This is a genomic window from Nostoc sp. XA010, from assembly GCF_020829625.1.
GTDB lineage: Bacteria > Cyanobacteriota > Cyanobacteriia > Cyanobacteriales > Nostocaceae > Nostoc.
Genome location: NZ_JAIVFX010000004.1, coordinates 62,817 through 79,120, shown reverse-complemented (window position 1 = coordinate 79,120; position 16,304 = coordinate 62,817). Strand labels below are relative to the sequence as shown.

At 42.6% G+C, this 16,304-nt stretch carries 16 protein-coding genes; 8 read left to right on the top strand and 8 right to left on the bottom strand.

What is annotated here, in order from left to right:
* Positions 1-366, bottom strand: a 366-nt coding sequence (locus LC608_RS07725) for an FG-GAP-like repeat-containing protein (protein ID WP_229552983.1), incomplete at its 3' end; no start/stop codon positions are given.
* Between the two features lie 384 nt (positions 367-750).
* Between LC608_RS07725 and LC608_RS07720 the strand changes: the two genes are divergently transcribed.
* Positions 751-1,128 carry a hypothetical protein gene (locus tag LC608_RS07720; protein WP_229552982.1) on the top strand — a complete coding sequence of 126 codons (378 nt, stop codon included), beginning with the start codon at positions 751-753 and terminating at the stop codon, positions 1,126-1,128.
* 40 nt (positions 1,129-1,168) lie between these two features.
* Here LC608_RS07720 and LC608_RS07715 read toward each other — a convergent pair whose 3' ends face one another.
* Entirely contained in the window at positions 1,169-1,603 is a 435-nt protein-coding gene (locus LC608_RS07715; protein ID WP_229552981.1) for a hypothetical protein, read from the bottom strand.
* Positions 1,604-1,906: 303 nt separating this feature from the next.
* Positions 1,907-3,544, bottom strand: a complete 1,638-nt coding sequence (locus LC608_RS07710; RefSeq protein WP_229552980.1) for a CTP synthase — start codon at positions 3,542-3,544, stop codon at positions 1,907-1,909.
* 86 nt (positions 3,545-3,630) lie between these two features.
* On the opposite strand from LC608_RS07710, the gene LC608_RS07705 reads away from it, so the two are divergent.
* Entirely contained in the window at positions 3,631-5,385 is a 1,755-nt protein-coding gene (locus LC608_RS07705) for an N-acetylmuramoyl-L-alanine amidase (protein ID WP_229552979.1), read from the top strand.
* 744 nt (positions 5,386-6,129) lie between these two features.
* Entirely contained in the window at positions 6,130-6,507 is a 378-nt protein-coding gene (locus LC608_RS07700) for a hypothetical protein (RefSeq protein WP_229552978.1), read from the top strand.
* 113 nt (positions 6,508-6,620) lie between these two features.
* On the opposite strand, the gene LC608_RS07695 is transcribed toward LC608_RS07700, so the two are convergent.
* Positions 6,621-7,217: a pentapeptide repeat-containing protein gene (locus LC608_RS07695; protein ID WP_374108385.1), complete on the bottom strand. Its 597-nt coding sequence runs from the start codon at positions 7,215-7,217 to the stop codon at positions 6,621-6,623.
* A 23-nt stretch (positions 7,218-7,240) separates the two neighbouring features.
* Here LC608_RS07695 and LC608_RS07690 point away from each other — a divergent pair, with 23 nt between their 5' ends.
* Complete coding sequence (locus tag LC608_RS07690; protein WP_229552976.1) at positions 7,241-7,807, top strand: YraN family protein; 567 nt, start codon at positions 7,241-7,243, stop codon at positions 7,805-7,807.
* A 70-nt stretch (positions 7,808-7,877) separates the two neighbouring features.
* Here the strand turns inward: LC608_RS07690 and LC608_RS07685 are convergent, their stop codons facing one another.
* Positions 7,878-8,267 carry a hypothetical protein gene (locus LC608_RS07685; protein WP_012412259.1) on the bottom strand — a complete coding sequence of 130 codons (390 nt, stop codon included), beginning with the start codon at positions 8,265-8,267 and terminating at the stop codon, positions 7,878-7,880.
* Between the two features lie 272 nt (positions 8,268-8,539).
* On the opposite strand from LC608_RS07685, the gene queA reads away from it, so the two are divergent.
* Positions 8,540-9,709 (top strand): tRNA preQ1(34) S-adenosylmethionine ribosyltransferase-isomerase QueA, encoded by a 1,170-nt coding sequence (queA, locus tag LC608_RS07680; protein ID WP_267871012.1) that lies wholly within the window; start codon positions 8,540-8,542, stop codon positions 9,707-9,709.
* 117 nt (positions 9,710-9,826) lie between these two features.
* Positions 9,827-10,933, top strand: coding sequence for a tetratricopeptide repeat protein (locus LC608_RS07675; RefSeq protein ID WP_229552975.1), 1,107 nt, complete (start codon positions 9,827-9,829; stop codon positions 10,931-10,933).
* 142 nt (positions 10,934-11,075) lie between these two features.
* On the opposite strand, the gene LC608_RS07670 is transcribed toward LC608_RS07675, so the two are convergent.
* Positions 11,076-11,771 (bottom strand): TrkA family potassium uptake protein, encoded by a 696-nt coding sequence (locus tag LC608_RS07670; RefSeq protein WP_229552974.1) that lies wholly within the window; start codon positions 11,769-11,771, stop codon positions 11,076-11,078.
* Between the two features lie 178 nt (positions 11,772-11,949).
* Complete coding sequence (locus LC608_RS07665; protein WP_229552973.1) at positions 11,950-13,287, bottom strand: TrkH family potassium uptake protein; 1,338 nt, start codon at positions 13,285-13,287, stop codon at positions 11,950-11,952.
* A gap of 237 nt (positions 13,288-13,524) precedes the next feature.
* Between LC608_RS07665 and LC608_RS07660 the strand changes: the two genes are divergently transcribed.
* Positions 13,525-14,367: a methyltransferase domain-containing protein gene (locus LC608_RS07660; protein ID WP_229552972.1), complete on the top strand. Its 843-nt coding sequence runs from the start codon at positions 13,525-13,527 to the stop codon at positions 14,365-14,367.
* Between the two features lie 179 nt (positions 14,368-14,546).
* Complete coding sequence (locus tag LC608_RS07655; protein WP_229552971.1) at positions 14,547-15,329, top strand: ABC transporter ATP-binding protein; 783 nt, start codon at positions 14,547-14,549, stop codon at positions 15,327-15,329.
* 274 nt (positions 15,330-15,603) lie between these two features.
* Here the strand turns inward: LC608_RS07655 and LC608_RS07650 are convergent, their stop codons facing one another.
* On the bottom strand, positions 15,604-16,266 hold the full coding sequence (locus tag LC608_RS07650; protein ID WP_229552970.1) for a GIY-YIG nuclease family protein: 663 nt from the start codon (positions 16,264-16,266) through the stop codon (positions 15,604-15,606).
* Positions 16,267-16,304 lie beyond the last annotated feature (38 nt).

Genomic DNA, 16,304 nt, shown 5'->3' with positions numbered 1-16,304 from the left:
ATCTCCTGCAATCAGATTCACAAAGTCCCCGTTCACCGCTGAGGCATCCGTCAACGCTATGCCTGAATTAAAGAAGCCGTCTCCTGTGGACAGATATACTTCAGCATCACGAACACCATCGACCCATGTACCTTTTTCTTGGCGGATGAAGTCGCTCAAACCGTCGCCATTGTAGTCTCCTGCAATCAGATTCACAAAGTCCCCGTTCACCGCTGAGGCATCCGTCAACGCTATGCCTGAATTAAAGAAGCCGTCTCCTGTGGACAGATATACTTCAGCATCACGAACACCATCGACCCATGTACCTTTTTCTTGGCGGATGAAGTCGCTTAAGCCGTCGCCATTAAAGTCAGTTTTATGTTGCATTGCTGTTTTCTTTGATTAAGACACTACCAATACCAAACTTGCACATAGGAATATTGCAAGATAAAGCTATAGCAATCCATTTGATTTTTAAAAAAGTCTAAGTATATTTTAGAGTGCGTTACGTTTTCATAATACACCCTGTGTCTATTTCAAAAATCAAATAGGAGTCCTATATATAGAAATACGGCTGAATTTTAGAAATTATGCAATCGGTTACAAACTTTTACATTCAGTAGCTCACAAACTTTCGGAAACTGACGAGAAAATAGGAGTTTGTGCGATCGCTAGTCAGGAGGTAAACAGCATTCGTTTAAAAGCGATCGCTCCCTTTTAAAGATATATTCTTTGATTTTTGTGATTAAACAATATTCAGGATTTTAGATTATGGTTCAAACAATCCCAGCTAGAGATATCAGTCTTTACGAATTAGAAGAAAAATTTGGTTTGCAACTTGCCACAGACACCAACTTCTTTACAGAGTGGACAGAAAATTTACTAACTCTGACTGATGCTGAAAAGCAAGCGATGGCGCGAGTAAAAAGTAACTATTTAAACTTGAATAAGCACCGTCTAATGTCAGAAGAGGCGGTAAAAATGGTAGTGCTGTCTCCTTTACTCGATTTAGCTGGGTTTTATCAACTTCCTTTTGAAATTGAAACCGAGACTTCTGTTGAGATTTCTGCTGAAGACGAGAGTTTTATCGTTAAAGGAAATATTGATGTTCTTGTCATTCAGAACTACACCAAGTACTCAGTGTATTGAAGCGCCTTGGAGAATTATTCGTAATTCGCAATTCGTAATACTAAGACAAAGAATATCCTGTTGCTTTCTTAACGTATTTCACGACTTTTTCATAAGATTCAGGATTACTCACAGGGTTGATAATGATGGGAATAATGATGGGAATAGTGCCATCTGGCAACCAAAAAGTTATCCTGCCATTGGATTCATGACAAAAGGAACTGATGCAGTTGAGATTAATTACATATTCGTTTTTGTCGTAATAGATTTTTACCCAATGGGCATGATCTAATTCCAATCCAGTCACACATTCTAAATAATCGAGGATCTTTTGATAGTCTTCCAAGCTACTTTGCGGGTTAATCACTATCGGAATGGCACTATCGGGTAACCAAAAAGTAACCCTGCCATTTAGTTCATAACAAAAAGCATGGACATGTTCAAAATTCACTACATATTCTCTCCTTTCGTAAAGGATTTTCACCCAGTACGCCACAACATCTCCCCAAGTCCGAAATTTACGAATGATGCACCCTGTATATCCAAATCTACTGAAGCCTTAAGTTAATGTTGCAATTAATTTTGTTAGCGCACTGTAAAGCCTTCTCTACAAGAGGCAACGCCTTCGGCATAGCTTCTCTACGAGACGCTACGCGTAGCTTGCTTCTCCGTAGGAGTACGCTTAGAGCGATTCCTCTCCCTTGGCGCTAGCCTCTCCCTTTGGGAGAAGGGGAGACGCTAAGAGCGATAACGCAGCGTTAGCGAGTCATCGAGCGTCACAAGCATCATTTTGAATTATTTAAGACACCTCCAATGGTGTTGGTGTACCTGAAATTGAAAGAGAAAGAGCGATCGCTGCTTGAATAAACCCTTTAAATAAAGGATGAGGGCTACTGGGGCGCGATTGAAATTCTGGGTGAAATTGGCAAGCAAGAAAGAATGGGTGCTTGGGTAATTCCACAATTTCAACTAAGCGTCCATCGGGAGAAGTACCACTAATCACATAGCCAGACTTTAACAACAAATCGCGGTAAGCAGTGTTGAACTCATACCGATGTCGATGTCTTTCATAAATTACATCTTCTTGATAAAGCTTGAAAGCCAGTGTATCAGGAAGAACACGACAAGGATATAGCCCTAAGCGCATTGTACCCCCTAAATCGACTACTTCCTGCTGTCCTGGCAATAAATTAATTACCGGATCAGATGTATGAGGGTCAAATTCAGCACTATTAGCACCTGTTAATCCCCCTACGTGCCGGGCCCATTCAATCACAGAACATTGCATACCCAGGCATAAACCTAAAAAGGGAATTTGGCGATCACGGGCGTATTTAATCGCGGCAATTTTGCCATCTACCCCCCGAACTCCAAAACCTCCTGGCACAACTATGCCATCGACACCTTTAAGATAAGTTTCAACTGCTTCAGTTTCCAAATCTTCTGAATTCACCCAACGCAGGCGCAGTTTGCCATAAGTGGAAATTGCCGCATGGTTTAATGCTTCTACTACAGATAGGTAGGCATCACTTAACTGCACATATTTACCAACAATGGCAATTTCTAGCTCATGCTTGGGAGTATGTAACCGTTGTACCAAGGTTTGCCACTGCGTCAAATCTGGTTTGCGCTGTTCCATTTGCAGCAAGTTCAGCACTTGCTCTGCCATTCCTTCCCGTTCTAGATTCAGGGGTACTTCATAGATACTTTTGGCATCTTGGGAGGTGATGACGCATTCTTCGGGCACATCGCAAGATCCAGACAATTTCTGCTTTAATCCCTTGGGTAAGGGGCGATCGCTCCGACAAACTAAAATATCTGGTTGAATGCCAATGGATCTGAGTTCTTTAACTGAATGCTGTGTTGGCTTAGTTTTCATCTCACCCGCAGAAGCAATCCACGGTACCAGAGTTACGTGCATGTACAGCACATTCTGCCGTCCTACTTCTTTGCGGAACTGGCGAATTGCTTCCAAAAACGGCAGTGATTCAATATCTCCCACCGTACCGCCAATTTCTGTAATTACTACAGATGGATTTGTACTTTTAGCAACTCGCAAAATCCGTTCTTTAATTTCATTAGTAATATGAGGAATAACCTGTACTGTGCCGCCATTGTAGTCTCCGCGTCGCTCTTTATTGATAACTGCCTGGTAAATCGAGCCAGTCGTTACACAATTTAAGCGCGACATCGAAGTATCGGTAAAGCGTTCGTAATGCCCCAAGTCCAAATCTGTTTCCGCACCATCCTGAGTAACGAATACTTCCCCATGCTGAAAGGGACTCATTGTGCCAGGATCGATATTAATATAAGGGTCAAGTTTGAGAATCGACACGGAATATTCGCGCGACTTGAGCAAACGCCCTAGACTTGCTGCTACAATGCCCTTACCAATACTGGAAACTACGCCCCCAGTTACAAAAATAAACTTAGTCATACTAGTTTGAATTTTTAACAACTTCTAAAAATACATCCCGTCATTGTGCCACAGTTATTGTGGTGTAATCTTCTGTAATTGAGCTTGTGAAAAACCTTTTAGGATTAGTAATATTAGGCTGTATTGTCACCTCCTCCGTAGCATTGGCAGAGCCATCTCTTAAAGTCGTTTTTCCCGAAACAAGCTACCAGACGAGTTCCCAAAAAATCTTCTTTCTGGGGACTGCACCACCAGATGGTCAGGTTTTGATCAATAGTAAGCCAATTACCCGCAGCAAAGCTGGTCATTTTTCCCCTAGTTTCCCCTTGCAATTGGGGGAAAATCTTTTTACTGTGCGTCACGACAATCAAGAACTCCAGATTAAAGTGACAAGGCTTCCCACCGATCCTGAGCTACCACAGGGATTAGCCTTTGCTAAAGATTCCCTGGCTCCCGCAGTTGACATTGCCAGACTACCGGGAGAGCTAATTTGTTTTAGCGCGATCGCACCCCCTAACGCTAGCGTATCTGTCAAGTTGGCTAATCAAACTATTGCCCTTTCAGCCCAACCTCAACAGGCACAACTACCAAGTAATTTGGCAGCTTTGACAGGGCAAAATCAGCCTTATGCCCAGTCTAGCGTAGGCAATTATAAAGGTTGCACCACAGTAGCAACAGCCGCCGATTTGGGACAACCTCAGTTTCAACTGACGCTCAATGGCAAGACGATAACTCAACCAGGGACTGGTAAAATTCAAATCCTTTCAAGAGTAGAGTTGCCAGTTTCTGAGGTTACAGTAGAATCAGGCGCTGCTCGCACTGGCCCAAGCACCGATTATTCCCGACTTACACCATTGCCAAAAGGCACACGCGCAACAGTAACAGGTAGGCAAGGTGAATGGTTGCGTCTAGACTATGGCGCTTGGATTAATAGTAAAGAAACCCGCATTCTCCCTGGTGCAGTTCCGCCACAGACAATAATTCGCAGTGTCGGATACCGTCAACTCCCTGGTGCGACAGAGATAGTTTTCCCCTTACAAGTTCCCGTACCTGTGAGCGTGCAACAAAGTGAGGGTGCTTTAGCTCTCACTCTCTACAATACCACTGCCCAAACGGACATTATTCGCCTGGATGATGACCCTCTAATTTCTCGCCTAGATTGGCAACAAGAGGCTCCAGAACAAGTAAAATACACCTTTAACCTCAAAAAAGCTCAACAGTGGGGATATAAGCTGAGATACGACGGTACAACCCTGGTTTTGGCTTTGCGTCATCCGCCGAAAATTGGGAACACAAGACGCAAGTCTTTAGCTAATCTCAAGATTGTACTAGATCCAGGGCATGGCGGTAAAGAATCTGGTGCCAGTGGCCCAACTGGATATTTAGAAAAAGATGTGAATTTGGTGGTATCCAAGTTGCTGCGGGATGAATTGGTGAAGCGAGGAGCAACGGTAGTGATGACACGGGAGGACGATCGCGAACTTTCGCTAGTAGAACGTCAGGCAATTATCAGTCAAGAAGAACCTGCGATCGCTCTTTCCATACACCACAACTCCTTACCCGATGATGGCGATGCCGAAAAAACTAAGGGATTCGGCACTTTTTGGTATCAACCCCAAGCCCACAATCTCGCAATATTTTTACAGAATTATGTAGTCAAAAACCTCGGCAGACCTTATTATGGCGTGTTTTGGAACAACCTAGCGCTGACACGTCCGGCTGCTGCGCCATCAGTGTTGCTGGAATTGGGTTTTATGAGTAATCCCGATGAATTTGAGCAGGTAGTGAACCCAGAGGAACAGAAGAAAACGGCAAATGCGATCGCTCAGGGGATTACTGAGTGGTTTAGGAGTGTGAGATAAATTTGGAGGTATAACTAGTGTTGTACCCTCATTGTATTTGGTGGCACGGGCTAAATTATCTTTGGCGTTTTCCCACTTGATATTTTTGGGATCATTTGAGCCACGTTTGCTATGCGGTTTGATATGACTAGCGTGCTTATCTGATAGGTATTTTTGGGTATTAACATCAGTAGATTTGCCATCAATCCCTGCTCTTTGAGATGGAGGGATTTTATCTAACATTTCTTGGGCTTGCACTCTAGTTCTTATCGGATCACCAGGTCGAATCCCACTTTTATATAATCTACGGGCTGCACTTAAGGATAAATCCTGTAATTGGGCATGTTGAACGTTAATGTTAGCAGCGTTAAAAGCGGAATTATGCTCTTGTTGCTCAGACATGGGTAAACCAATCTAGTGTGATGTATTAGCTTATTTTCTTATGGTTCCCATTTGAATACAGATGCGATCGCCCCACTGCCAAACCCATAAAATGGAACCATGCAGAAGATAGCAAAAACAGCCCTCAAGTTATTGAAAGGTGCGTTGGCGTAGTGGGAAACTGAGGCGGTATGGCAACGTCAGCAAGTGTTTCACTCATGCTTTGACAAGTATTGCAGCTATTTACTTAGTGCTTTACACTTTCCGTAAGGTGTTACTAAGTAGTATAACACTTTGCTCCATCTTGATTTCAGTGCTTCTACAGTGCCAGAACTACTTTGATTGCGGGTAGAAATATATGAAATCTTGATATTTTTAAAGCGTATGTGTTTTAAGATAAGCGGCATAGTGGGAGCGATCGCTATTTTATTGAGTAATGGCAGTGTATTTGCTCAAGATGCAGAAAGATATATCACTGTAGGGCATGATAAATTGGGAAACAGCGTAGCTCTGGACACGGAAACTATTAAAGGCAGCACATACAAACTTTACGGCATCTACGGAGATGGTGTCTTTGAGACTACCTTTGATGCGTCGTGCAAAGAATCGCGGCTGTTTCGCAATCGCATTGCGATTTACGGGCCAGAAGGACAGCTACTTGAAGAGGATCAAGAAAAAGGAGAAATCCCTTTTGTAGCAAGTTCTTCACCGGGCAAAGGAATGAAAATTGTTTGTCAAAAGATTGGTGCTAGTGGTTGGTAGGTGTTGAATACTTTCTAAGTAGGGAATGGGGGGAAGAGGAGCAGGGGGAGCAAGAGTGGAATAACTAATGCCCAATGCCCCATGCGCAATGCCCAATATACAGCTAGAAAATACTAAGGACAAAATAACGTATCACGCGTATCTCGTCCTGTAATGGGATTAGTTCCTTTGGCAAGTTTGCATAATTTTTTTTGCTCATCCGAACGCAGGAGCGTATCGGTAAAATCTGCCCCGTCAATGATTGCGCCATCAAATCTGGCGTTAGCAGCGAAAGCACCCTCCAACAGTGCATTTGTCAAATTTGCCCTAACTAAACGAGCTGAGTCTAAAGTGGAATTTCTCAAGTCAGCTCCCTCCAAATTCACAGACTCTAAATTTGCTGCAAAGAAACTCACACCCTGCAAATTAGCGTGGCTGAAGTTGCTCTGGCGAAGATTAGCTTTGGTAAAGCTGGAATCTGTTAAATCACGTCCTGAGAAATCAGCGTCAACCAAAATTTCTTTATTATATTCAAGTGCCAAAGCTGGGGGAACAAAACCGACGGTTGCCGTGATGCCAACTATTCCCCAAAGGAATAAGCTGAGTATACTTGCCCAAACCTTATGGTCTGTTTTACACTTGCGCCCTAACTCAGTATGGAATGAGTTTAGCTTAGAACCTGTTATGCGTAGGCGTAGCCCGCCGCAGGCATCGCTTAATCTAAGATTTATAGAATTCATAATATTTTTAATCAATGGCTAACCTTCCTCCATCTCATTATCCAGATATTGGTGAATTAGGAGAAGACCTAGTAGCTCAATGGCTGCAATCTACAGGTTGGATAATTCTCCATCGTCGCTTTTCTAGTCGCTGGGGAGAAATCGATATTATTGCTGAATATCATGGAGTAACTGGGAAAGAGCAGGGGAGCAGGCGAGAATACCCCACTCCCCACTCCCCATTACCCCTTATCCCCAGAGGGGGCCCCACCTTCCCCACTCCCCAGTCATTATTGGCATTTGTGGAAGTCAAAACCCGCAGTTCAGGTAGTTGGGATGCAGGGGGAAGAAGCGCAATCACCCCACAAAAGCAAGCAAAAATCTGGCGAACAGCTGGAATGTTTTTAGCCCAGTGCCCTGAGAAGGCAGATTATTCTTGTCGATTTGATGTTGCTATTGTCTACTGTCAAAGGATATCAAAAAATCTGACTGTGGTTACGGCAAGCCAGGAAGCTCTAGCTACTTCATCAGCCGCCGGATACAAGTTTAAGCTGCAAGAATACATTCTGGCAGCTTTCGACTCTTCAATTGATAATGGTTAATCGGTAATCGATAAAATATTTTGATTACCAATGACCAATAATTTTGTAGTGGCGTTAAAACCAAATAGTCTCACGCCAAAGTTTCTGGACAGTAGCCTAAGCCCCGGACAAACTGTTGCCGGAACGCTTCAATTTCATCTCTCTCTGGGCTACCATGAGAAACGATCGCAACCTGATAGCGACGCATCACGTCCACAGGGCACTGTCCGGCTTCCAAACTCCAAAGTGCCATTTGCACCCTCATTGGCGGTTCGTAGCTAATTCCTAATTCATTTAGAAAAGCCCGAAAGTCGCCATCTTCTTGGGGCGAGACTTGACCTTTGAGTTTGATCCTAACCACCCAGCCATCAATTTGATGAATTACGGTGACGAAAGAAACTGGTGTCTGAGGTCTAGCGTGCAGGTGTTGAACGACCCTCAGGGTTAGACTGGCATTTGCCAGATAGTACAAGTATTCCATGTTTGTTGGTGCTTGGGATCAAAGCCAATCCTACATATCTATATTCGTCAATCAGTGCCTATTCCCGGTAGGGTAAAAGCCCCCGTTTTTAGATGGGGAGGTTTACCCAATTTTTATGTTAATTTGTCCGTGTTACCTAATAGTACCCATCTTATAGTCAAGTAATGAAACTAAACAAAAATCCCTTAAAGTTCCTTTAGAAGGGAAAGCTCAAATAAGCTTTTTTAAGAGAGTATAAATACTAAATAAACCAAAAACTAGTAGAAGCCAATTTGAAAGATACCTCTCGCCCACAAGAAAAAGATTTTGAATTAGATTGCTCGGTAGCTGGCTATGACTACGAACTACCTCTAGAACTGATTGCCCAAAGCCCAGCAGTTCCTAGAGATAGCTCGCGGTTACTGGTGGTTAATTCTTTGACTACAGGCATCGAAACAGCACCCTTGCACCACATTTTCCACGATTTGCCTACACTGCTGCGCTCTGGTGATTTGTTGGTCATGAACAATACAAGAGTCATTCCAGCGCGGCTTTATGGTCATAAATCCACTGGTGGTAAAATCCAGGTGTTGCTCTTAGAAGAACGGCAGTATAACTGTTGGTTAGCTTTAGTTAAGCCAGGAAAAAGCTTCAAACAAGGAGCGAAGATTATTTTTGATGTTAGGCAATTAGGGATTGGGGCTTCGGAAGATTCCTACCCAGTAAAGAGTCCGCAACTCACGGCTACGGTTCTAGAAACAGACGCAGCAACCGGGGGACGTTTGTTGCAATTTGATGTGCCAGAGGGAAAATCTTTGGTGCAACTGTTAGAGGTATTTGGTGAAGTGCCGTTACCACCGTACATTACTACCTCACAAGCAGCTGACGAGCAGTATCAGACAGTTTATGCCAAACAACCAGGAGCGATCGCAGCTCCGACGGCAGGGCTACATTTTACCCCAGAATTATTACAAAAGTTGCGCGATCGCAATATCAATCAAGCTTTTATAACGCTACACGTTGGTGTAGGTACATTTCGCCCTGTGGAAGTGGAGGATGTAACTACCCACCAGATGCACGAAGAATGGATTGAAGTTCCCGCCGCTACAGTAGAGCAAATCCGTGCCACTAAAGCAGCTGGCGGTCGAATTATTGCTGTAGGAACAACGGCAGTACGGGCCTTAGAAGGGGCGGCTCAATCTGGGAGTTTACAACCATTTTGCGGCAAAACAGACCTATTTATTTATCCCGGCTACCAATGGCGGGTGGTGGATGGTTTAATTACTAATTTTCACCTGCCGCGTTCCAGTTTGCTGATGTTGGTAAGTGCGCTAATTGGCAGACAACGGTTATTAAATATATACAACGAAGCGATCGCTTTTGGATATCGCTTTTATTCATTTGGTGATGCAATGCTAATTTTGCCCTCAGCTGTGGGAGTAGGGAGTCAATTCAAAATCTGAGTTGCGCTCTAAGCGTACCAAAGGTGCGACTCAAAATTTGGAAATTTGGAATTTTTTCTTTCGCGGTGGGTATTCTGACTTATGAGGAGCGAATAAATAAGTATAGGTCTGCGATTTATGTCAGAAAAATCCCTATTTTCTCAGTGGTTACATTTATTTTGCGGGGTGACATTCTGTGGCTGTTCTGCGTTTTTAGTCTTAGCTGCACCGACAATTACTAATTTTCCAGAAAGCAAGCTGTTAGCGGAAACCGCAGTTTCTCAAAATCTCGAAGCAGCGAGCTTTTTCCAGCAAGGAGTCACGCGCTATAACCGCCAAGACTTACAGGGTGCGGAATATGCTTTTCGCCAAGCGGTGCAGCAAGATCCGAGTCTTGCAGCAGCACGAAATTATCTGGGTAATATATTCATGGAGCAAAATCGCCTGGATGTAGCCTTACAAGAATATGCAGAGGCGATTAAAGCTAATCCCAATTTTAGTGAAGCTTATTACAACTTAGGGTTAGTGTTGCACCGACAAGGAGAAAAAGAGGCAGCTATTATAGCTTATCGTCAGAGTCTTGTGATAGATTCCACAAGGGTAGCAGCGCTGTATAATTTAGGTTTGGCGTTGTATGAACAAGGGCAGCTTGAAGATGCGATCGCAACATACCAAAAAGCAATTAATCTAGATAGCAGCAACGCCAACGCTTATTTTAACTTAGCGATCGCCTTGCAACAACAAGGTCAAATAGAGCCTGCGATCGCCAGTTATCGCCAAGCGTTGCTGCTAGATCCTAAAAATGCCACTGCATACAACAATATGGCAAATTTGCTAGCAATTCATGGTCAAGCTTCTGAGGCTATTTCTGTTTATCGGCAAGCTATTCGCCTAAATCCGAAAAATGCCTCAGCCTACTATAATTTGGGAGTCACTTTATATAATCAGGGCGAGATCAAAAAAGCTGGTGGAGTATTGAAACGTGCCCATAACGAGTATCGTGAGCAAGGAAACATTGAACAAGCTGAGAAAATTGAACAGCTAATGCAGCAAATTGCCCAGAAAATTGGGCAACAGCAGCCTCAAGTTAATCAAACAGCTACTCCTTCTCAGACAGCTACTATAAGTAATTTAGTAGAAAAACTTAAGCGACAAACGCCAAATCAACCAGAAACTTCAGCCGATCCTGGCAATGTGCCTTTCTCAGTTGAATTCCAGCCTACTTTAACAAGTCCCGGACAATAAAAAACTCAGAGTTAGAAATAAAAGAAGAATTTATCCGCCAGCCGTCAGAATTTAGCATCAATTCTGACGGCTGGCGCTTTTATTTTCCTTTATAATTCCTAACTCCTAACTCCTAACTCCTAACTCTTAACCCCTAACTTTTTTAAATTGGCAAACGATTGATATCTTTGTTGCAGCCAATAACTACCATTGCTGAACCACGCTCTAAACGCTTGGTGGGGTCAGGATTAATTATAAATTTACCATCCTGGCTCACTGCTAGCAAATTTAAACCGTAGCGGTTACGAAGTTGAAGCTCAGTGATTGTTTTGTCGTGAAATTCATCAGGCACAATCAACTCTACAATACTGTTATCTGGGTCTAGGTCAAACCGATCTAGGATTGCTGGTTTGGTAAGTGTACGTGCTAAGGCACAACCCGCTTCATACTCAGGAAAAATAACATGATCTGCTCCGACTCGCCGCAACAGTTTACTATGAACTTCACTAGAAGCTTTGGCAACTACGTGGGGTACACCAGCCTCTTTCACATTTAGGGTAGTTATGATGCTTTCTTGAACGTAGTTGCCAATCGCTACAATTACAGTATCAAATTCAAAAATTCCAGCTTCTTTGAGTGCGGCTGGTTCTGTAGAGTCTAGTTGCAAAGCATGATCAACTATTCCCTCAGTTAATGCTTCTGAAACCCGTTTTTCATCAATATCTGTTGCTAGCACTTGATAGCCAAAATTGTGCAGTGTAAAACAGACCGATCTACCAAAGCGACCTAACCCAATTACAGCAAATTGCTGGTTATCTTTACGTAAACTGCGAAAAAAGCTTAATGATGACAGATTCACCGTTGTTATCCTTATTATGGCTCCCTGTATTTAGGGCAAAAAACGCTCATATAGCTTGAATTAAAAATTTTATTTTTTGCCTTTCAATGTATATTTTATCAGTTTATTTGTTAATCATTAATCAGTTTTCAAGAATTATTCTCTTCTCCACTTGCTGATCCTTACTCCCTCTTCCTAACTATCCCACGAGTAAATTTTCTTCAGGGTAGTGAATTCTAGTGGGGCGTGGGTCTCCTAGTATAGCGGACATCAGTAGTAAAATACCTACTCGTCCAACGTACATTGTGGCAATTAAGATGAGCTTTGCTGCTGTAGAAATACTTGCTGTAATGCCTGTAGAAAGCCCTACAGTGGCGAAGGCTGATACCACTTCAAACAAAATTTGAATAAAATCTAATGTTGGATCTGTGAGGCTTATTAAAATCGTAGCTAAAATCACGGTCGCTACTGAACCCACCAACACACCCACAGCTTTCAAAATTAAAGATGTTGCTATCTTGCGATCGTATAATAAAACTTCTTCTTTTCCCTGGAGAATAGTTTTAGTGCAACTGGTCAAGACTCTCAAGGTTGTTGTTTTCAGACCTCCTCCTGTACCACCTGGACTTGCACCAAGAAACATTAGTGCAATCGTAATAAATAGACCAGCAGTGGTCATTTTGCCAATGTCGATGGTGTTAAAACCAGCAGTTCTAGGAGTAACGGATTGGAACCAAGCTACTAATACTTGGTCGCGTATATTTAGAGAACCAAATGTTTCCGGGTTTCTGATTTCTATACAGAAAAAGGCAACAAATCCTATTATTAATAATATAACAGTTGTGCTGGTTGCAACTTTAAAGTCTAGAGAAAATCTTTGCTTTTTAATAGATTTTTTGAAAATGTGATCGCGCAACCAAAAATACATTTCTAAAATTACTTGATACCCAATCCCCCCAAATATAATTAGTATTGTAATGGTGAAGACTACTAAAAATGATGACTGATAACCAATTAAGTTATCTTTAAATAAACTAAAACCAGCATTATTCCAAGAATTGATACTATGAAAAATTGCTAACCAAAGTCCTTTACTCCATCCATACTCAGGAACGAAAGCTGGTAGAAGTAAAAATATACCTGTAATTTCAAAAATTAAAGTGGTAGCAATGATTGAACGGATTACTTGGGCGCTACCACTCATCCCCGGTCGGTCTAAAGCTTGTTGAATCGCAATTTTTTGCCGCATATCAAACCTACGACCAATGAGCAAAATCAGAAATGTAGTAGTTGTCATGTAGCCCAAACCGCCAATCTGAACTAATAGGGCAATAAATAACTGACCCCAAAAGGAAAAATAAGTACCAGGATCAACTACTGATAAACCTGTGACACAAACTGCGGATGTCGAGGTGAATAATGCCACAATCAGGTCATTCCACGTACCATTGCTAGTCGAGAAAGGCATCATCAACAGAATAGTACCTACAGCGATGACAGCTAGAAAACCCAAACAAATTGTGCGAGCAACAGTCATAATTAATTGAAAATTTCAAATTAAAAAACTCAATCATGCTAGGCATCCCGGAAACATCCGGTGTGCAAATGAGAGCAAAGGCAGCTAATTAAGGTAAAATCAGCAAATTTTTCCAGGGAAAAGAAACGGGAGTTTATTATCCCTGCAAACCAAAAGACCTATTTTAATTAAAAACACACATGGTAGCCTATTTGTATGTTTTTTTAAATTCGGCTTTGTCTTAACACTGCTTTTTTCATGAGTGCAACACTTTACCAGCAAATTCAGCAATTTTACGATGCTTCCTCCGGGCTGTGGGAACAGGTTTGGGGCGAACACATGCACCACGGCTATTATGGCGCTGATGGTACCCAGAAAAAAGACCGCCGTCAGGCTCAAATTGATTTAATCGAAGAACTGCTGAATTGGGCAGGGGTACAAGCAGCTGACAATATCCTAGATGTGGGTTGTGGCATTGGCGGCAGTTCTTTATACCTCGCACAAAAGTTTAATGCTAAGGCTACAGGGATTACACTGAGTCCTGTACAAGCCACCAGAGCAACGGAACGCGCCTTAGAGGCTAATTTAAGTCTGAGAACACAGTTCCAAGTCGCAAATGCTCAAGCAATGCCCTTTGCTGATAATTCTTTTGACTTGGTTTGGTCGCTAGAAAGTGGTGAACACATGCCAGATAAAACCAAGTTTCTCCAGGAGTGCTACCGAGTATTGAAGCCTGGTGGAAAGTTAATTATGGTGACTTGGTGTCATCGACCAACTGATGAGTCGTCACTAACGGCGGATGAGGAAAAGCATTTGCAGGATATTTATCGGGTGTATTGTTTGCCTTATGTAATTTCTCTGCCAGAGTACGAAGCGATCGCACATCAACTACCATTACATAATATCCGCACCGCCGATTGGTCAACTGCTGTTGCCCCTTTTTGGAACGTGGTGATTGATTCCGCATTCACTCCCCAAGCCTTTTGGGGCTTACTAAATGCTGGTTGGACTACCATCCAAGGGGCATTATCACTGGGATTAATGCGTCGTGGTTATCAGCGTGGGTTAATTCGCTTTGGCTTATTGTGCGGCAATAAGTAAGCACGCACGGTTGCCCTACTCCCTTAAACCCTGTAACACACGTCACACCTTTGCTACCTGGGCAACTAGTGAAGGGGTGTCTCCTGATAAAGTCGCCCAATGGATTGGGGAGAGAGTGAAAAGCGTTCTAAATAATCAACTCACTGTAAAATTAAGTTTCTAATTTTTGAATATTTGAAATGCCACTCGAACTGCAAAACCTTACAGGCGGTTACACCTTAGTACCAATTGTTCAAGACATTAACCTCAGTCTGCAAACAGGAGAATGGTTGAGTTTAGTTGGTGCTAATGGCTCAGGTAAATCTACTTTACTCAAATTACTGAGTCGTATTCTCTCTCCACAGCAGGGAACAGTACTACTTGATGGCAAAGCAATTCATTCTCAACCTCCAAATATAGTTGCACAGAAACTTGCATTGTTACCGCAACAACAAACGGTTCCCGTTGGCTTAACAGTGCGACAATTAGTAAGCTTAGGACGCACGCCACATCAATCTTGGTGGCAATGGGAATTAACCGCCGAAGATTGGGGCAAAGTGGAAGCTGCAATTCAAAAAACGCAATTAGAAAAATTTAGCGATCGCTTAGTTGAACACCTCTCAGGTGGTGAAAGGCAACGGGCTTTTTTAGCTCTAGCACTAGCGCAAGAACCAAAAGTTTTACTATTAGATGAACCTACAACTTTTTTAGATATCAACTATCAATTGCAACTATTGGAACTGCTTAAAGAACTGAATCAGCAGCAAGGATTAACTATTATCACAGTTTTACATGAACTAAATTTAGCAGCGCGGTATAGTTCCCGCATTGCATTATTAAAACAGGGTCAAATTTGGGAAGTTGGTACACCTGAAGAAGTTCTGACACCAAATGCGATCGCCCAAGTATTTGGTGTGGAATCCGTGATTATTCGCACACCTGTAGGTTTACAAGTTTGTGCTATTTCTGCTGTGTCATTATAACTCGATTACTTTTCTGACCAGAGTTTGACACTTTTTTATTACTTCTGTACAAGTCCGCCAAATATACCCTTAGAAATGCCTTAGTTAGGAATATTTATCGACGAACTAACTTATCAATAACTTTGTTATCGTCCATAACTGGTTGGTCAACATTGAAAGCTGCATAGTGTCTATGCCAAGCTAGCAAAAACATTTATCTAAACACTTGGATACCCCATATTTTGACAAAATGAGGTATCCAAGTGGGGAAAAACGAGAGGACTGAACACTCATCCTAAGACTTGGTTTCTTGTGTCTGTGCGTCAATAATTACACTCCAGTCATCATTTGTCACAGCAGCTTCAAGTTGACGCTGACGTTCGGCTATACTCGCATCTATTGTTTCTGACTCTTTAGAGAGGGTTGTGTCAGCCATTGCTTTCCGCAGTTTTAGCTTTTTCTCCTCGTAAGCTTGACGTTCCGCCTCTGACATTACTGCTTTTGCAGCTTCCCCTACCGTACCAGCCCACATTTCGCTTTCAGTTGCATTACCAGGTGGTGTACTTTCGAGTTCTGCTATCCACGCATCTCGCAAATCTTCCATTTCTTGACGCTTAGGGAACTTGAACGCTTGCACACGTACAAAAGCACACTTTTGCTGACCATTTTGGCTGATATGACCGTTTAGGGAAAGCAACACATTCCGAGAATAGCCAATGTACTGCGTAGTGCGTTCTGCGTCTAATACTGCGTAAACACCTGCAATTTTAGCGTTCTGAGCAGATGCGCTCCAAGCCTCAAGGTTAATGATTTCAGTACCATCGTTTGCCAATTCAGGGGTTATACTCACCTCAGTAGTGGTGTGTTCGTCGTCAGAACTATACAAAAATTCATGCAGTCCACGGTGGTTTATGGGGACATTTTGATGTTCAATTGGCGGGTTGTGTTGAGTTTCCATGGCAGTTTATCTCCGAGTTATTAATTAGCGCTACGCAA

What these genes read in the sequence shown, in the direction of transcription:
- LC608_RS07720 (WP_229552982.1), top strand. Translation starts at nt 751, where the DNA reads ATGGTTCAAACAATCCCAGCTAGAGATATCAGTCTTTACGAATTAGAA.
- LC608_RS07660 (WP_229552972.1), top strand. Translation starts at nt 13,525, where the DNA reads ATGAGTGCAACACTTTACCAGCAAATTCAGCAATTTTACGATGCTTCC.
- LC608_RS07690 (WP_229552976.1), top strand. Translation starts at nt 7,241, where the DNA reads ATGGCTAACCTTCCTCCATCTCATTATCCAGATATTGGTGAATTAGGA.
- LC608_RS07710 (WP_229552980.1), bottom strand. Translation starts at nt 3,544, where the DNA reads ATGACTAAGTTTATTTTTGTAACTGGGGGCGTAGTTTCCAGTATTGGT.
- LC608_RS07650 (WP_229552970.1), bottom strand. Translation starts at nt 16,266, where the DNA reads ATGGAAACTCAACACAACCCGCCAATTGAACATCAAAATGTCCCCATA.
- LC608_RS07675 (WP_229552975.1), top strand. Translation starts at nt 9,827, where the DNA reads ATGTCAGAAAAATCCCTATTTTCTCAGTGGTTACATTTATTTTGCGGG.
- LC608_RS07685 (WP_012412259.1), bottom strand. Translation starts at nt 8,267, where the DNA reads ATGGAATACTTGTACTATCTGGCAAATGCCAGTCTAACCCTGAGGGTC.
- LC608_RS07655 (WP_229552971.1), top strand. Translation starts at nt 14,547, where the DNA reads ATGCCACTCGAACTGCAAAACCTTACAGGCGGTTACACCTTAGTACCA.
- LC608_RS07700 (WP_229552978.1), top strand. Translation starts at nt 6,130, where the DNA reads ATGTGTTTTAAGATAAGCGGCATAGTGGGAGCGATCGCTATTTTATTG.
- LC608_RS07665 (WP_229552973.1), bottom strand. Translation starts at nt 13,287, where the DNA reads ATGACTGTTGCTCGCACAATTTGTTTGGGTTTTCTAGCTGTCATCGCT.